The sequence below is a fragment of the Peribacillus sp. NPDC076916 genome, from assembly GCF_050269675.1.
Classification (GTDB): domain Bacteria; phylum Bacillota; class Bacilli; order Bacillales; family DSM-1321; genus Peribacillus; species Peribacillus aracenensis.
In genome coordinates, this window is sequence record NZ_JBNNIU010000001.1 from 396,331 (window position 1) to 412,940 (window position 16,610).

At 41.8% G+C, this 16,610-nt stretch carries 15 protein-coding genes; all 15 read right to left on the reverse strand.

Annotation, left to right across the window (positions count from 1 at the left end; all coding sequences use genetic code 11):
* Positions 1 to 126: 126 nt before the first annotated feature.
* Entirely contained in the window at positions 127 to 1,191 is a 1,065-nt protein-coding gene (locus tag ACQKFG_RS02005; protein ID WP_192203783.1) for a sulfate/molybdate ABC transporter ATP-binding protein, read from the reverse strand.
* A gap of 10 nt (positions 1,192 to 1,201) precedes the next feature.
* Complete coding sequence (cysW, locus tag ACQKFG_RS02010; protein ID WP_427555797.1) at positions 1,202 to 2,086, reverse strand: sulfate ABC transporter permease subunit CysW; 885 nt, start codon at positions 2,084 to 2,086, stop codon at positions 1,202 to 1,204.
* An 11-nt stretch (positions 2,087 to 2,097) separates the two neighbouring features.
* On the reverse strand, positions 2,098 to 2,937 hold the full coding sequence (gene cysT / locus ACQKFG_RS02015) for a sulfate ABC transporter permease subunit CysT (protein WP_260284063.1): 840 nt from the start codon (positions 2,935 to 2,937) through the stop codon (positions 2,098 to 2,100).
* Positions 2,938 to 3,007: 70 nt separating this feature from the next.
* Positions 3,008 to 4,039, reverse strand: coding sequence for a sulfate ABC transporter substrate-binding protein (locus ACQKFG_RS02020; protein ID WP_192203780.1), 1,032 nt, complete (start codon positions 4,037 to 4,039; stop codon positions 3,008 to 3,010).
* A 247-nt stretch (positions 4,040 to 4,286) separates the two neighbouring features.
* The gene (gene nadD / locus ACQKFG_RS02025) at positions 4,287 to 4,940 is read right to left on the reverse strand and encodes a nicotinate (nicotinamide) nucleotide adenylyltransferase (protein ID WP_349728920.1); all 654 of its coding nucleotides are present in this window, start codon (positions 4,938 to 4,940) and stop codon (positions 4,287 to 4,289) included.
* A 396-nt stretch (positions 4,941 to 5,336) separates the two neighbouring features.
* The gene (gene kynA, locus ACQKFG_RS02030) at positions 5,337 to 6,182 is read right to left on the reverse strand and encodes a tryptophan 2,3-dioxygenase (RefSeq protein ID WP_192203777.1); all 846 of its coding nucleotides are present in this window, start codon (positions 6,180 to 6,182) and stop codon (positions 5,337 to 5,339) included.
* A 17-nt stretch (positions 6,183 to 6,199) separates the two neighbouring features.
* Complete coding sequence (locus tag ACQKFG_RS02035; protein WP_427555802.1) at positions 6,200 to 7,549, reverse strand: amino acid permease; 1,350 nt, start codon at positions 7,547 to 7,549, stop codon at positions 6,200 to 6,202.
* Between the two features lie 48 nt (positions 7,550 to 7,597).
* Entirely contained in the window at positions 7,598 to 7,831 is a 234-nt protein-coding gene (locus ACQKFG_RS02040; RefSeq protein WP_353871661.1) for a hypothetical protein, read from the reverse strand.
* A gap of 31 nt (positions 7,832 to 7,862) precedes the next feature.
* Positions 7,863 to 9,380, reverse strand: a complete 1,518-nt coding sequence (locus tag ACQKFG_RS02045; RefSeq protein ID WP_427555805.1) for a carboxylesterase/lipase family protein — start codon at positions 9,378 to 9,380, stop codon at positions 7,863 to 7,865.
* 226 nt (positions 9,381 to 9,606) lie between these two features.
* Positions 9,607 to 10,020, reverse strand: a complete 414-nt coding sequence (locus ACQKFG_RS02050; RefSeq protein ID WP_427555808.1) for a MerR family transcriptional regulator — start codon at positions 10,018 to 10,020, stop codon at positions 9,607 to 9,609.
* Positions 10,021 to 10,104: 84 nt separating this feature from the next.
* Positions 10,105 to 11,745: a SulP family inorganic anion transporter gene (locus ACQKFG_RS02055; RefSeq protein ID WP_353872793.1), complete on the reverse strand. Its 1,641-nt coding sequence runs from the start codon at positions 11,743 to 11,745 to the stop codon at positions 10,105 to 10,107.
* A gap of 551 nt (positions 11,746 to 12,296) precedes the next feature.
* A complete protein-coding gene (locus tag ACQKFG_RS02060) occupies positions 12,297 to 13,706 on the reverse strand; it encodes a GH1 family beta-glucosidase (protein ID WP_427555811.1) in 1,410 nt (469 codons plus the stop codon).
* Positions 13,707 to 13,984: 278 nt separating this feature from the next.
* Complete coding sequence (locus tag ACQKFG_RS02065; protein WP_192203771.1) at positions 13,985 to 15,106, reverse strand: NADH-dependent flavin oxidoreductase; 1,122 nt, start codon at positions 15,104 to 15,106, stop codon at positions 13,985 to 13,987.
* Positions 15,107 to 15,127: 21 nt separating this feature from the next.
* Positions 15,128 to 15,436 carry an iron-sulfur cluster assembly accessory protein gene (locus tag ACQKFG_RS02070; RefSeq protein WP_427555815.1) on the reverse strand — a complete coding sequence of 103 codons (309 nt, stop codon included), beginning with the start codon at positions 15,434 to 15,436 and terminating at the stop codon, positions 15,128 to 15,130.
* A gap of 109 nt (positions 15,437 to 15,545) precedes the next feature.
* Positions 15,546 to 16,532, reverse strand: coding sequence for a Gfo/Idh/MocA family oxidoreductase (locus ACQKFG_RS02075; protein WP_349729238.1), 987 nt, complete (start codon positions 16,530 to 16,532; stop codon positions 15,546 to 15,548).
* Positions 16,533 to 16,610: the final 78 nt, after the last annotated feature.

Genomic DNA, 16,610 nt, shown 5'->3' on the forward strand with positions numbered 1-16,610 from the left:
CAAGGAAGCCCTTTTATAACAGTTTGCAGCTTATTTACCTTTACGGGAAGTTCCTGCTGTCAGCACCCTTAAAAAAACTAAAAAAAACCGCTTTTAGCGGTTTTTCCGTCAATATTCGACCCATTCTTAAATCCCAGCCATAAAGTCGACAAAAACTCTCAATTCTTTTGGACGGACATATACCCTTTCCCCTTTGCTTATTCCCAGATTCAAATATTGTTCTTTCGTCAGTTCGATTTCCAGCGGTTCGTTTGTATCCTGACGAATGACTTCTATCCGGACGATGGGACCAATCGTATGGATATGGTCAATGATGGATGCGATCGAGTCCTTTTCCGATGGTTCTCTTTCTATGATAAAGTTATGATTCCTTACATAACCAGTGCCCATTCCATCTTCAATGTCCGGGGCATTCATTTCCACATTCCCAGTTACCAATTTTCCTTTATGGACGTTGCCCTTTAATAGATTGACACTGCCGAGAAAATCATAAACAAAAGGATTTTCAGGGTGATCATATACTTCTTCCGGAGTTCCAATCTGTTCAATTTTCCCTTCATTCATGATTACGACCCGATCAGCAACATCCATCGCTTCTTCTTGATCATGCGTCACGAACACACTCGTAACATTGAATTCGTCGTGAAGCCTTCTTAGCCAACGCCTAAGTTCTTTGCGAACCTTGGCATCCAATGCCCCGAATGGTTCATCAAGCAAAAGGATATTCGGTTCAACCGCAAGTGCCCTTGCCAATGCGACACGTTGCCGCTGGCCGCCAGATAATTGGGATGGATAACGATCTTTATATCCTTCCAACTTGACAAGCTGAAGCAATTCAGTGACTTTTTGTTCAATATCTTTTTTACTTGGCCTTATTTTTCTAGGGCGGACCTTTAATCCATAGGCAATGTTATCAAAAATCGTCATATTTCGAAAAAGGGCGTAATGCTGAAAGACGAATCCCACATTTCGATCTTTTACATGTTTATGCGTATAATTCTCTTCATTGAAGAGGATCCTCCCGTTCTCTGCTTGTTCAAGACCGGCGATGATACGCAGTAATGACGTTTTCCCCGATCCGGAAGGGCCAAGGAGGGCTACGAGTTCACCGCTCTTTATTTCCAAATTGATGTTTTGGAGTGCTTGATAGGACCCGTAATATTTTGTAACATTTTCAATGATGATACTCATTTCATTCCTCCTAACTCGCTTTGGTTGATTTAAAGTCGGTTTTCCATTCTATGAAACTTTTAATGATCAAGGTCATGATTGCAAAGATGGACATCAGGGATGCAACTGCAAATGCAGCCGAAAATTGATATTCATTGTATAAGATTTCAATATGAAGCGGCATCGTATTGGTCATGCCCCGTATATGGCCCGATACGACCGATACAGCCCCAAACTCCCCGATTGTCCTTGCATTGCAAAGGATGACTCCATATAGAAGTCCCCATTTTATATTGGGAAGCGTCACATACCAAAATGTCTTAAACCCTCCAGCACCCAGCGTGAGTGAAGCCTCTTCTTCAGACGTCCCCTGACTTTGCATGAGCGGGATCAATTCGCGTGCAATGAATGGGAAGGTAATGAAAATGGAAGCGATGACAATCCCTGGTACTGAAAATATCACTTTAATGTCATAGGATTGCAGCAGTGGACCAAATGTTCCATGTAAGCCAAACAGAAGAACAAAAATCAACCCAGCGATGACGGGTGAAACGGAAAAAGGCAGATCTATCAGTGTTATTAAGAAGTTTTTTCCCTTGAAATCATATTTTGTTATGGTCCACGCAGCCACAACCCCGAATATGGCATTTAGTGGCAAGGTGATGAGGACAACGATCAATGTTAACTTAATCGCAGCCAAGGAATCAGGATGGGCAATGGCCGCAAAATAGGCTTCTGCACCTTTTTCAAAAGCCTTTACAAAGATTGCGATTAATGGGACAACTAAAAACAATGTCAAAAATAGCAATACAACCGAAATAAGGACCCATTGTATCGATTTAGGCTCTTTTGTCGCGTTTCTCTTAATGCTGACTGGGTGCTTCGTTTCAGCAACCACTGAATTACCATGTTCCATCATATTTCCTCCTACTTCCCTGAATACCTTTTGCCGGTCCACCATTGCAAGATATTGATGGTGAACAAAATTATAAATGTAATCATGAGCATGACGGCCGCAATAGCTGTTGCCCCTTCATAATCATATTGTTCAAGCTTTGTCATGATGATCAGCGGGGAAATCTCCGTTTTAAACGGCATATTTCCGGCAATGAAGACTACGGACCCATACTCTCCAAGTGCTCTCGCAAACGAAAGTGCAAAACCCGTCAATATCGCTGGAATCAATTCCGGGAAGATGATTTTAATGAATGTCTGCATTCGATTCGCCCCTAAAGAAGCAGACGCTTCTTCCATTCCTTTTTCGATATTTTCAAGCACCGGTTGAACCATCCGCACCACGAATGGAAGGCCGATAAATATTAGGGCGATGATGATTCCGGCAGGAGTGAAAGCGATTTTAAAGCCGAAAAATTGCCCAATCCATCCGTTCGGTGAGTACAAGGTGGTCAAAGTAATTCCTGCCACGGCAGTAGGGAGGGCAAAAGGCAAATCCACCAGTCCATCGATGATCCGTTTGCCGGGAAACTCATAACGAGTAAGCACCCAGGCAATTAACACACCAAAAACTGCGTTCACAAAGGCCGCAGTTAACGCTGTCAGGAAACTCAATTTATATGAAGCAACAACCCTCGGCTCAGTTATGGTCGCCCAAAAGTCCTGAAGCCCCATTGAAAATGTGTTTAGAAAAACCATGGATAACGGTATCAAAACGATGATGGAAAGATAAAGTAACGTAAAACCCATCGTCAATCCAAAACCGGGTATGGTCCTCTTTTTCGTCTGTTTACCTTCTGTCACTATATTCATAGCTTCGCCTCAGCTCTTTTTCCGATTTATGAAGGAGAAGGTGATAAAGCCATCTTCTCCTTCATGCTTATTACTGCTGATAAATCTCGTCAAATGTACCGCCATCATTAAAATGTGTTTCTTGGGCCTTTTTCCAGCCGCCAAACGTATCTTCAACAGTAACCATATCGATTTTTGCAAATTGGTCTTCGTATTCAGCCAGAACCTTCTCATCCCTTGGACGATAGAAGTTTTTCGCGGCAATTTCCTGACCGACATCCGTATATAGGTATTCCAGGTAAGCTTCAGCCACTTCCTTTGTTCCTTTTTTCTCGACCACTTCGTCGACAACAGCTACCGGTGGCTCTGCTAATATACTGATGGAAGGATTGACGATTTCATATTTGTCATCACCGAATTCTTCCAGTGTTAAATAGGCTTCATTCTCCCAAGCTATAAGTACGTCACCAATACCCCTTTCTACAAAAGTCGTGGTTGCACCGCGGGCCCCTGAATCCAGGACTTCAACGTTCTGATAAAGTTTTTTCATGAAATCCTTCACTTTAGTTTCGTCTTTATCGAAATTCTTCTCTGCATAAGCCCAGGCAGCCAGGTAATTCCACCTTGCCCCTCCGCTTGTCTTTGGGTTTGGTGTAATGACGGATACATCCTTTTTAATAAGATCATCCCAATCTTTAATGCCTTTAGGGTTATCTTTTTTCACCAAAAACACAATCGTTGATGTGTATGGTGTCGAGTTTTCCGGTAAACGTTTTTGCCAATCCTTCGCTAATAGGTTACTCGCTTCATAAATGGCATCAATATCATAAGCCAATGCCAATGTAACGACATCCGCCTCCAATCCATCAATTACGGCCCTGCCCTGTTTACCAGATCCGCCATGTGATTGTTGAATCGTTACATCCTGACCGGATTCTTCTTTCCAGTGCTTCACGAATGCTTCATTGAATTCCTGGTACAATTCCCGTGTCGGATCATATGACACATTCAGTAGCTCGACTGACTTTGATGACCCATCCCCTTCCGTTTTTTCCGAGTTGCATCCTGCAAGTACACCGAAGGCTAAAATCAAACTTGTCAATAATACCATCAATTTTTTCATGGAATCCCCCCTGTTTTTTGCAACAAAAAAAGCACACTACTTCCCTTTTTATTTTTGGAGATAGTATGCCTTCAGTTCTCTGATCAGCAAATATTCTGAATTTACTTATATTAACATAAATCAAAGTATACCAAGTTGTCAACTGTGTTTTATAAATAAACATGTACTTTTATTTCAATGCAAACTTCCCAAACGAAAAGGGCTCGATCCAACGGGGAGATCGAGCCCTTTAATACCTGGCCAACACTTATGAATTTGATGCTTTTTGATACAGCTTATTGTCCACGATATACTGATAACACTTATCAGGCAGTAAATATCTTGGCTCCCCGCCCATCGCGAATTCATCCCTTATATATGTAGAACTGATTTCCATGGAAAGCCCTTTATCTATAAGGTGAAATGTATTGCCATCATCATAATTTCTTAGCAATGGACTTTTGGAAATGATTTTCAGCATATCGATCCCATCCCGTGCCATGACGATGAATTTATGATTGGCAATCAATTTTTCCCTGAATTTCCATCGTAAGTGTACCGGTAACTCTTGATTATCAATATCTTCAAGTAAATCTGCACCCATTATGAAATAAACTTCGTCATTTGGAAATCGTGATTTAAAATATTCCATCGTGTACCAAGTATATTGTTTACTCGTTCCGGCGCGTTCATTGATTTCATAATCACTAACTTCGAATAGCGGGTTGCCCCCTATTGCCAAATTTAGCATTTCCCACCGATGTTCATTGCTTGTTTTCATCTGTTTATCGATACGGCCATTTGCGCAAGGTAAAAAAATCACCTTGTCTAGCTTTGCACGATGCGCAATGGTCGATGCTGTCCATAAATGCACATTCGTGACCGGATCGAAGGAAGATCCATAAACTCCAATTTTGCCCATCCTTATCTCTCCCCATCTGCCTTTCTTTTTCACAGCGGCCCTGACCGGACTCCCTTCCCCTCATGCAAATCGGCAATGCGGCCAAATCGTACAGTCCAGGCTCCAGTCAGTCAAGGACCAGCCCTTCCATTGACCTCTTGTCAGCAACTGCCGGCCCCCTGTATGCCTTCAATATCTTTCATGCCAATGCTTCAGCTGCATCCACCACAGTAGCAGTGCCAATTATACAAATAGGATTTCCTTCCATTTTCCCCTACAGTGACAGTTGACCCTTCAGCCATTGATGAATTCAGCCGATATGATATTGCGTATCTCCTGGCCAATATAGCATATTTTCATTCAGGCGCTTTAAAATATCTAACCATTGATTCATGTATTTCTCCCGCAAGTCCAAGCTTACAGTTTGGTCCTTAATGTCCAAAGCTCAGGAAAAAATGGCTGTTCGACCACTTTCTTAAGATAACTTACACCGGACGATCCGCCAGTTCCCTTTTTATTACCGATGATCCGTTCGACGGTGCTCATATGATTGAATCTCCAGAACTGTTGTTGACTTCCAATATCCACGAGCTTTTCGGCCAATTCATATAAATCCCAGTATTTATGCACATCACGGTAAACTGTCAGCCACGCGTTTTCAACACTTGCATTTCCCTGATAAATAACAGACCAATCCCTGTTCCGGACCGATTGATCAATGGGAAGCCCTCTTGCAGCCAAAGCCCCTATAGCCGCATCATAAATACTAGGTTTATTCAAGGCTGCCATCATCGACTCATAAAGCTCGGGCTTGTGACGGAAAACGGCCAATATTTGCGAATTCTTTTGACCCATTGCAAATTCTATCAACCTGTTCTGAAATGATTGGAACCCTGAAGAGTTTCCTAGTTTCTCCCGGAATTCCATATAATCGGATGGCGTCAAGGTCGAAAGCACATTCCAGGATTGAACAAGTTGCTGTTGGATCCTGGCCACTCGGGATAGCATCTTAAAGGAAGGCTCCAAACGTCCTGCCTCAATAAGGGCTGTTGCTGCAGTCAATTCATGAAGGATCAATTTCATCCATAATTCACTTGTTTGGTGAATGATGATGAACAACATTTCATCGTGATGACCGGAAAGCCGATGCTGACTTGATAATATTTGTTTTAAATGCAGGTAGTCCCCATAGGACATATCTTTTTCAAAATCAGTTACCATACTTTCTTCCGGACGGTGTTCATCTCTTGGACCCTTATCCATACTATCCCTCTTTCCCTTTACATTCTTTTGATTTTCGACATCAATGCATAAACAATGCAAAGAAAGATCAGCCATGGTACACCGAACTGGAGTACAATTTTAAACGGGCCAGTGAACCAGGTGGATACCGTCAAAGCAAACAAAAGAAATGCACCAAGTAGCGTTAGATATGGAAATCCATACATTTTAACCGGTAATTTGCGTCCCCCCGATTTCTCCCACCTCTTCCTGAAAAATAAGTGGGAAATGAACACCATGAACCAGGTAAAAATGGCTCCGAACATCGATATGCCCATCATGAATGCATATGAAGTATCCGGAAGCAGGACCTTTACTCCTGCAGCAAGAAATATGCCCAAAGTGGATATGAGGAGGGCCCTTACCGGGACTCCTTTATTGCTCACTTTTTGAAATAGGGCTGGAGCCTGCTTTTGCTCGGATAATGAAAATATCATTCTGGTGGAGGCATATAATTGACTGTTCATTGCAGATATTGCAGCGGTTAAAATAATGAAATTCATGATCCCCGATGCCCCGGGAACATTCAGGGTTTCCATAACCCTAACAAATGGGCTTTTATCAATACCGGCCGATTGCCAGGGAACAATCATTAACATGATCCCGATTGTCAGTACATAAAAAGTGGCAAGCCTGAAGACAGTTGCCTTCAAAGCTTTAGGGACGGCAATATCAGGATCCTTCGCTTCCCCCGCCGTCACCGCAATCAACTCAGTTCCTAAAAAGCTGAAGAGAGAAATGAATATGGCGACCCAGAGCCCCCAAAAACCGAAAGGCATAAAACCGCCATCATTGACATAGTTCTCTACACCGATTCCGCTTGACGGTTCAGCGCCAAACACCACGTAGGCGCCCAGTAGTATGAATATGACAATGGCGCTGATTTTGATCATGGAAAATACATACTCAAAATTCCCGAATGTATTGACACTCGTCGCATTTACATAGATTAGCAGTGCAGCAAAAAGGAAAATCCAAACGCTCCCAGGTACATCCGGGAACCAATATTTCATATAAACAGCGATGGCACTCACCTCGACACCGATGGCAAGGACATTCGCTATCCAATATGAATATCTCACAACAAAACCCGCAAATGGACTTATATATTTTTCAGCAATGGTCCCAAAGGATCCCGATGTTGGGTGGGCTACAGTCATTTCCGCCAAACAGCCCATCAGCAGAAGGACAATGAATGCACCAATTGCATAGCTGATAAGTACACTTGGACCTGCCGTAGAAATTGCAAGGCCGCTCCCCAAAAATAATCCGGTGCCAATTGCACACCCCATGGCAATCATTGTGATTTGACTCGATGATAATTCACGATGCAGTTTATTTTTCTCCATATGTTGCTCCCATTCTAGGCAATGATTCCCCTTTTGTTTTCATAGTTTTCATATAATCTGCCGGGCTAGGCCCCAGCCGTCTATTCCATACCTTTTCCAATCTTCCAATGACAACTCATTGAAACTTTCCTCAGCCCGTTTCGATAAAAGTCCCAATGAGTTGTCATCCTTATAAATCATCCATGGATTCAAATAGAACTCTTCTCTGTAAGAAACTAATGGATATTCCTGATCCAAAATTTTCGCATAACCTTTCGTTGACATGAAATTATTGATATCCAAGTTCTCCCGCTTTCTTCCCATCCACTATTTTTCACTTGTAAATCCCCACCCCTTCCCATGCCAACCTTATCATCCTGTCAGGGTCTTTTTCAATATAATCCTTTTTATCAAAAATCATGGTGTAGTGGTTGGTTTCATCATATTTTGGCCAAATTTCACCTTCCGGGGGATTGGGGTTTCCATGTTTCGCAAAGTTGACCCAATGGCCCTGCATTCTGTGGGAAACCTTTAGGGCAGCTGACCTTGAACCAAATGAAGTGATCCGTTTCCCAAATGCCGAGTCGAAAGTCTGGAAGGCAAAAGGGATTTCCATACCATGCGTCGCCCCTAATTTACTTATGCGCATTGCCGCCGTTTTATAATCAAAACGATACATCCAAGTTTTTTTTTCAAAGCGGCTGTATGCCTCCGCATACCAAACTGAGGGAATATGGAAGGTCGCATCACGGCCAATGCCAAGCACAGCTTTCTTTTCTGGGTAGTTTATATAGGCATTCGTAATTCGCTCTTTCGCCTCTGGATCTGTATTTTCGAACATTTTATGAATCATTGCCGCATTAGTTGGGATCAAAGGGGGATCCATCTGTTCGAATAAGGTCGCTTCGTCCCTATTTGTTCCTATAAGCAAGGGTATGCCCTTTGCTTTTCCGGATCGAATCGAATCTAGTGGATAATCGGGCAGGAAGTCACCATCTACGACAGGTCCAAAGGGTAGTGAGCCCGGCATGGCTTGTGAGTTTTCCTGTAAGAGTTGGTAGGAGGCCGCGACAATCTCTTGAACTGGAAGTGTTTTTAACCGATGGAATTCATTCTTTCCAATGCCCAATATCTCAAGGAACCGTTCACTGAATTGGCGCGCAAATCCTTTTCCGTAAACAGATGTCGGAGCGGGACTTTCTGCAATGGCCTGTTTAAAAAGACCTCTCGCTGATGGAACAGTAAGTAAAGTGGTAACCGCATTGCCTCCAGCTGATTCTCCAAATATCGTAACATTATCAGGGTCGCCGCCAAACACTTCTATATTCTCCTTAACCCATTTAAGAGACGCAACTTGATCACGTAAACCTAAATTGGTTTCAAATATTTCCCCATCACCTGCAAACTCGGTAAAATCCAGATATCCCAGTGCCCCCAGCCTATAGTTGATGCTTACTACGACTACATCTCCATTTTTAGCCAGTAAATGTCCATTGTACATATCAATGGATCCAGCTCCCGTTATATATGCTCCTCCAGGAATCCAGACCATGACCGGGCGTTTTTTATCATCAGCTCTAGGTGACCAAATATTCAAGAACAAACAATCCTCATCCTTTTTTTCATTTCCGTCCATTCCTGTTCTTACCGCCCGATCCATCGGCTGCGGGGGAATGGGACCAAATTCCACTGCATCGATGACACCGCTCCACTTATCAACTGGCTCCGGTGAGCGGAAACGCAGATCCTCGATCGGCGCTTTAGCATACCTGACTCCACGCCAAACGCATATATCGTTTTCCATAGTACCTTGAAGATGTCCTTTTACCGTCGTAACTATTGATCCAATCATTCCCTTTCACCTCATCATATAGTAGTAGATATTTAAGTTCTTCTTTTTCCATTCCCTTATATCCTTCATCTTTATCGAAAAAAAGATTTATAGAGTCAGTTCAGCAAAAATAAAGTACTGCTATCGTATAAAGCTCAGTTTATGAGTTTGGATATAGATTTTCAAATCAACAGTTCAACAAAAAAAAGACCCAATCAGGTCTTTTTTGTTGAACTCGGCAATTAGCTTAAGTGAGCATGGCAATGATGCTCAATAAAGAGCTGCCACGAACGGAAAGCTGTTGTGCAGCATATGTTAATTGCTGTTCATCGAGCTGTTCCAGTAACGGTTTTAATTCAAGCAATTCATTCTCCAGTCCTTTAAGATCTGTAGATATCTTGTCCACCATCAAGAGGACTTGCTCGGACTCAACTGTGGTTTCATACAAGACTTGTAACCGTTCCTTGATTTCAGTCAACGGCATATTCTGTTCCTTATACCGATTAATCATTTGAAGACGATTTAAAGCATCTTCTGTGTAATATCGATATCTTGACCCAGTTTTTTCATAGTTCAGCATTCCTAATTGTGTGTAATAGTCAATGGTTCTTCGCGAAACATTCGCAAGTTCAGCAAGCTGGCCAATCCGATATACATTCACCCAGATAGTCACCTTCTTTTAAAATCTACTGTTAACGATACTATAACATAACTATCCTAAAAGGTGACTTCGAGGATGAATCTATTAGACTACTTTATCCGAATTGCCCTTCAACTGCTTCTTGGCAAAATACAGGGCATCTTCCTTCGATTTAAAAAAGTGCTGTTTTTCTATCTTATGATACAAACCTGTACTGAGTAACAATTCCTTTGGTTGCTGCTGGATTCCGGAAATGATTAATTTCCCCTTATATTTACCGATGCGATTAACAATCGCCAATAGTGCAGCCTCTGCTGAAGTGTCCATATATGTTACCCGGCGCATGCTTAATACCAACACTTTCGTCTTATTATCCAAGTTCTCCAATATCGATGACTCCAGGACGTCTATCGAACCAAAGAAGAGAGGACCTTCCAAGTTATACACATTGATCTTTGACTCCGAATTATCAATTGGAACAATCTCAGTAATCTCATGACTTCTTTCCCTAACCTTTAACGTGTGGCTCATTTTTGCAATGAAGGTGATGAATGCAATCAATAAGCCGATTCCCACTCCCATGATTAAATCAGTGAAGACAGTGATGAGGAAGGTGACCAGCAAAACGGCAGAATCCGACGTCTTCGTTTTCAATACATGAGCGAATTCCTTTCTTTCACTCATATTCCAGGCAACAAACATCAATATGGGAGCCATGCTAGCCAAAGGTATATGTGCTGCATATGGAGAAAGCACCAGCAAAACCAGTAAAACGACAATACCGTGAATGACTCCGGACATCGGGGAGACTGCCCCGCTTTTTATATTGGTAGCTGTCCTGGCAATAGCCCCTGTTGCAGGTATCCCGCCGAAGAATGGGGTTGCGATGTTCGCAATTCCTTGCCCAACCAATTCCTTATTGCTATCATGCTTGGTTCCCCCCATGTTATCGGCCACGGTAGCGGATAACAATGACTCGACACCGCCTAACAAGGCAATTGTAAACGCAACGGGAAGGAGTGTAATAATGACTTCCACTGAAAGCTCCGGCACTTGGAATTCCGGAAAACCTTTCGGAATCGCTCCATACGTGGAACCAATCGTGGCCACCTTATCGGGAAATAAAAAGTAGGCTGCCATTGTTGATAGCAGCAGGCCCAGAAGCGGTCCCGGCACTCGGGGCAGGAGTCTAGGTGCCAGCAGTATGACGACAAAACATATAATCGCAACAAACACACTATATATATTGATCGTGTCTGCTTTAATCACCAGTTCCTTCATGTTATCCATGAACGCTTCATGTTTTTCCACTTTCATGCCAAAGAAGTTGGCAATTTGCCCTGAAAAGATTATTATCGCAATTCCTGTTGTAAATCCAATAATGACTGGACGGGGAATGAACTTCATCAAATTGCCCAACTTAAGAAGACCCATCAAGACTAATATCATCCCCGCTAAAAACCCGGCAATAAGCAGACTTTCATACCCATATTGCATGACGATTCCAAATAATAAAGGAACAAACGCCCCGGTTGGTCCTCCAATTTGATACTTGGAGCCACCCAAAATCGATATGAGGATTCCAGCGATGATGGTCGTATATAACCCATATATTGGTTCGACGCCTGAAGCAATTGCAAAAGCCAATCCTAGAGGAATGGCTACAACACCTACAACCAATCCTGCCGTTACGTCCTTTTGAAAACCCTTCATATTATACCCTTGAAATCTAGAATCTTTTATCATCCTTTTCAAACTCACATCCTTAGTCGTTTTTTTAAAATATGAATCTACCATCAACAGGAAAAAATGACACTCTTTCATTCTTGAGGGAGTTGCTTGATCGAAATGAATCTAACTATTGTAGGTTGTTTCAACGGGACAAACCATGCGGGGGACTTTTCAAGACTAAGAAATAATCGTCATATGTAATCTCCTTTGTTAAGTTATTTGACATGGTCTTGACCACGCTTCAACATTATACAGTAAAACGTTAAACTGTACATTATTAGTAACATTAACATTTGTTTACAGTTTTTTCGCCTTTTTACATTTACATTACAATCCGGGACCATACTTCCAGTCTGGTTAATTTGAAGCTGGAGATTCAGACTACGAATCAGGAGATTTGAACTTTGGACTAATTCCCCATGCCGGAAACCTTATTACAATAGAAAAAGCATGTTTTGAGAAAGATTGCTCAAAACATGCCCTATAAACCTAATTTTGTATTTCGGTTCAGGCTCTAAATATACACAAAAACCTTTTGATCAAAACCAAGAGGTTTTCTTTTTAGTTTACAGCTCTTCTCCTCTCGTCTCGATAATATGCTTATACCAATGAAACGACAGCTTCTTTTTCCGGTTTAACTGATCATGATGATCTACGTAAATAAATCCGTATTGCTTCTTATACCCGTTTAACCAACTTAATAGATCAATGACAGACCATGCGTAATACCCTTTTAAATGGATGCCTTCTTTGATTGCACGTTTAATCACTTTTAAGTGTTCCTCAATATATTTAATACGGGGAACATCCACTATTTCACCATCGATAATCGGATCCTCATCACCAAGTCCGTTCTCTGTAACATACATTTTAATTTCACCATAACGTTCTTTTAACATATGCAGTCCATCTAAAAATCCTTGAGGTGAGATTTCCCAGCCCCATTTTGTATATGTTTTATCATCCATTTTTACAGTCCGATAAAAGCCATCAAAAGACGGGTTCCCTGGAGCCAGAGTAGATGTTTCTCTTGAATGCTCCATGTTTGAAACGGCTTCCCGATTTTTTTCCACGCGAATGGGCTGGTAATAATTGAGTCCAATAAAATCATTTTTCCCCGCATTTCTTTTTAGCGTATCCAGTTCTTCTTCGGTCCAACTTGGCGTCCAGCCTTTTCCCTTTAATTGCTCAACCACATAAGCTGGATATTCACCTTTTAAAATAGGGTCATAATACCAAAAAGTTTCATATTCATTGGCATGACGAGCAGCCAATACATTCTCATGTTTGTCATTTATACTGTAAGCAGGCAGGAAAACATGGGTAATCCCAATTTCACCGTAATGATTCAGTGACTTGTATACCTCTACCGCTTTTGCGTGTGCATAAAAAACATAATGTGTCGCTTGAAAGTATTTATTTTCATCGTTTTGGATTCCAGGCGGGTGCGCTCCTTTTAAATAGCCCAGACCGCAAAACATAACCGTTTCATTAAACGTGATCCAATGTTTGATGCGGTCTCCGAATGCGCGAAAGCAAATTTCCGCATACTTGACGAATGCTTCAGCTGTTCGCTTATTCGTCCATCCCCCATCTTGTTCAAGGGTCAAAGGCAAATCCCAATGATACAGCGTAACAAATGGAACAATCCCATATTTTAAGCATTCATCTATCACATTATTATAAAATTCCACGCCTTTTTCATTTACTTCCCCGTCACCTGTCGGCAAAATACGTGCCCATGAAATGGAAAACCGGTACGATTCAAGTCCCATCTCTGCCATTAATTTAATATCTTCTTTGTAACGATGATAATGGTCTATAGCTACATCCCCGTTTGTACCTTCATATGTTTTCCCTGGAATCTTTGAAAAGACATCCCAATTCGTTATACCTTTTCCATCTTCATCCCATGCTCCTTCTATTTGAAAAGAAGCAGAAGCTGCTCCGAATAAAAAATCGTGTGGAAACCTCATTACAACCCCTCCGTTTTCATACCAACTTATAAAATTGATAATAATATATTTTATTTATTGGTACAAATATTAACATGATTATATTACTTTCATTCATATTTGCCTACATAAACTTTGCATTAAAGATAGTATTCACTATGAAGAATGAATAAATCCAGATTCAATCTCACTTGTAGCAAAGGATGAATAACTTACATCTGTTGTTAGTTTCATATGTAAACATACAAAACCCGTCCTCCTTTGGAGGACGGGTAACATATTATTTCTGACATTAACAATCACTCCACAACCGGGAGCCAACCTTTTATCCCGATCAACTTTTCCCAAAGCGGATCTGGAATGACCAGTTCATCCTGATCTTTTTTGGAGAGAGTAGTCCGTATTTCCGCTTCTTTTCCAGATCTGATTTTTTCAATCCAATGCGGTTCCATAAGAAGCTCACGGCCAAGGGCGATGAAAGGGACACCCGTTTCCATAGCTTCTGCTACTTCATCAGGTGTATGCAGTGATCCTACACCGACCACAGGGATACGATTACCTACTTTATCGTAAATTTTAACGATGCGTGACTTTGTCCTATCACTCTCACGGAATGAGCCATTCCAGAAGTGACCTACCGATATATGTAGATAATCCAGGTTTTGATTCGCTAGTCTGTCAACGAGTTGGATCGTATCATCTAAAGTGATTCCAGGATTGCTGCCTTCTTCAGGGGAAAGGCGGTAGCCGATGATAAACGGCTTTCTCGCATGCTCAGCAACCGTTTTCTCGACTTCATTCACAATGGTAAGCGGGAAAATCAATCGTTGTCCCAGTGTCCCACCCCAGTTATCCGTACGACGGTTCGAGTGTGGCGAGAAGAATTGTTGAAGCAAGTACGTATTGGCACCATGGATTTCCACACCATCAAATCCTGCTTCGATGGCCCTTCTTGTTGCTTCGCTAAATGCCTTAATAACCTCTTGTATTTCGTCTTCACTCATTTCCCGCGGTACAGGTGCTTCATCGTTTGAAGCAATGGCACTTGCAGATACAGGTTGGTTATCAGGCAATAAATCCGGCGGACTTTGCCGGCCTCCATGGTATATTTGCAGAATCGCTTTTGACCCGTTGGACTGGATCGTTTCGGCTAGTTTTCTCAAGGATGGGATAAAGGAATCGTCATCTGCACTAAGCTGGCCTGGGAATCCCTTGCCTCCAGCAGATACATAGGCACATGCCGTGACCACCGCTCCTACACCAGCCGAGCGCTCAGCGTAATAGGCCAGTTCATCATCGGTTACAAAGCCTTGATCATCCGAAGAATAAGTGGTCATAGGAGCCATCATGATACGATTCTTCACTTCTACCCCTGATGGAAATTTATATGGTTGAAAGATCTTTTCGTATTTTTGATTCATGTCAATCCTCCCCCTTTACTCTTAGTGGTGATGATGTCCGTGCGGTTCTTTAGAAGGGTTCGTGATTTCAAAGCCTTCTTCAGGTACATAAAAATATTTTATCCAGACACCATCCAGAAATTCTTCACGTGAATCCAGTAAAATATCGATATCTTTATCAGTTTTGACGATTTCATCATGTTCTGCCGGTGTATCTAGTTTCATGTCATAATGGGCATGATCGCCATGCATATGGGTGATATATACACGAATCATTTTCCCTTTCGCTTCTTCAGTGATCAGCATTTTTTGTAAGACCTTAGCTGCATTACGATTAATTTTGCATTTCATGTCCATTCCCCCAACAATAAAATTATCCCTGTACTGAATTTTACCCAATTACCGGTTATCAGTAACATCCATTTTTCCCCTTCCTTATTGGCCATGTCCACTAATATGCTTATAAGCGGTCTGAAGGAAAGACGATTCCGATTTGCTTTCTTGCTTCATCCATGATTTCCATAGTCAATAGTGAATTCGTATACGAATTTATATCGGACTCCATTTTCCCCTGCTGTATCAATTCAACAAACTCTTTCGCTTCATAATACATGGTAGGCATATCCTGTTTAACTGAAATATTTTCAGTGGTTCCATCCCGATACTGAATATCAACCGCTTGCGGTCCTGAAATTTTCTGAATGATGATGCTTCCATGTTCACCTTGAATTTCCGAAGGCAAATTGGACTCAGTAATCTTGGAGAACATGACGACTGCCTCCATTTCATCATAGGAAAGCAGAATCGTACCCTGCCCATCGACTCCTGATTCAAGCATCGTTCCTGATGCCTGTACCTTATTTGGTTTACCGAACAGAACAACAAGCGGATAGAGTACGTAAATACCAAGATCCATTAAAGAGCCACTGGAGAATTCAGGATTGAATGCATTCAGCACAGTGCCTTGTTTATACGAATCATATCTAGATGAATATTGACAAAAGCTTCCCGAGAAACGCCGTACCTTCCCGATTTTATCCAGATTTCCCTTTATACTTTCAAAATTCGGCATGATGGTCGATTTCATTGCTTCCATCAATAGAACATCATTTTGTTTTGCAGCCTCAATCATTTCCCTTACTTCTTCCGCATTTGAAGCCATTGGTTTTTCACATAATACATGTTTTTTATTTTGTAAAAACAACACGGCTTGCCTGCAATGATGAGAATTAGGGCTTGCTATGTATACTGCGTCGATTTCATCACTGGCGGCCATGACTTCTAAATTCGTAAAAGTCGTATGTACTTCGTATTTATTGGCAAATTCCTTGGCTTTCTCTTCTGTACGTGAGTACACGGCGGTTAACGATAAATCCTCTACATGCTTTGCAGCCTCCAAAAATCGTTCCGTGATCCAATTTGTACCTATTACCCCTAATCTTATCAACATTCTATCCCCTTTCAAGCTAACGTAATCATGTCCTCAATATACAGACATTTCACTGAAAAACAAAGTATAATGAAC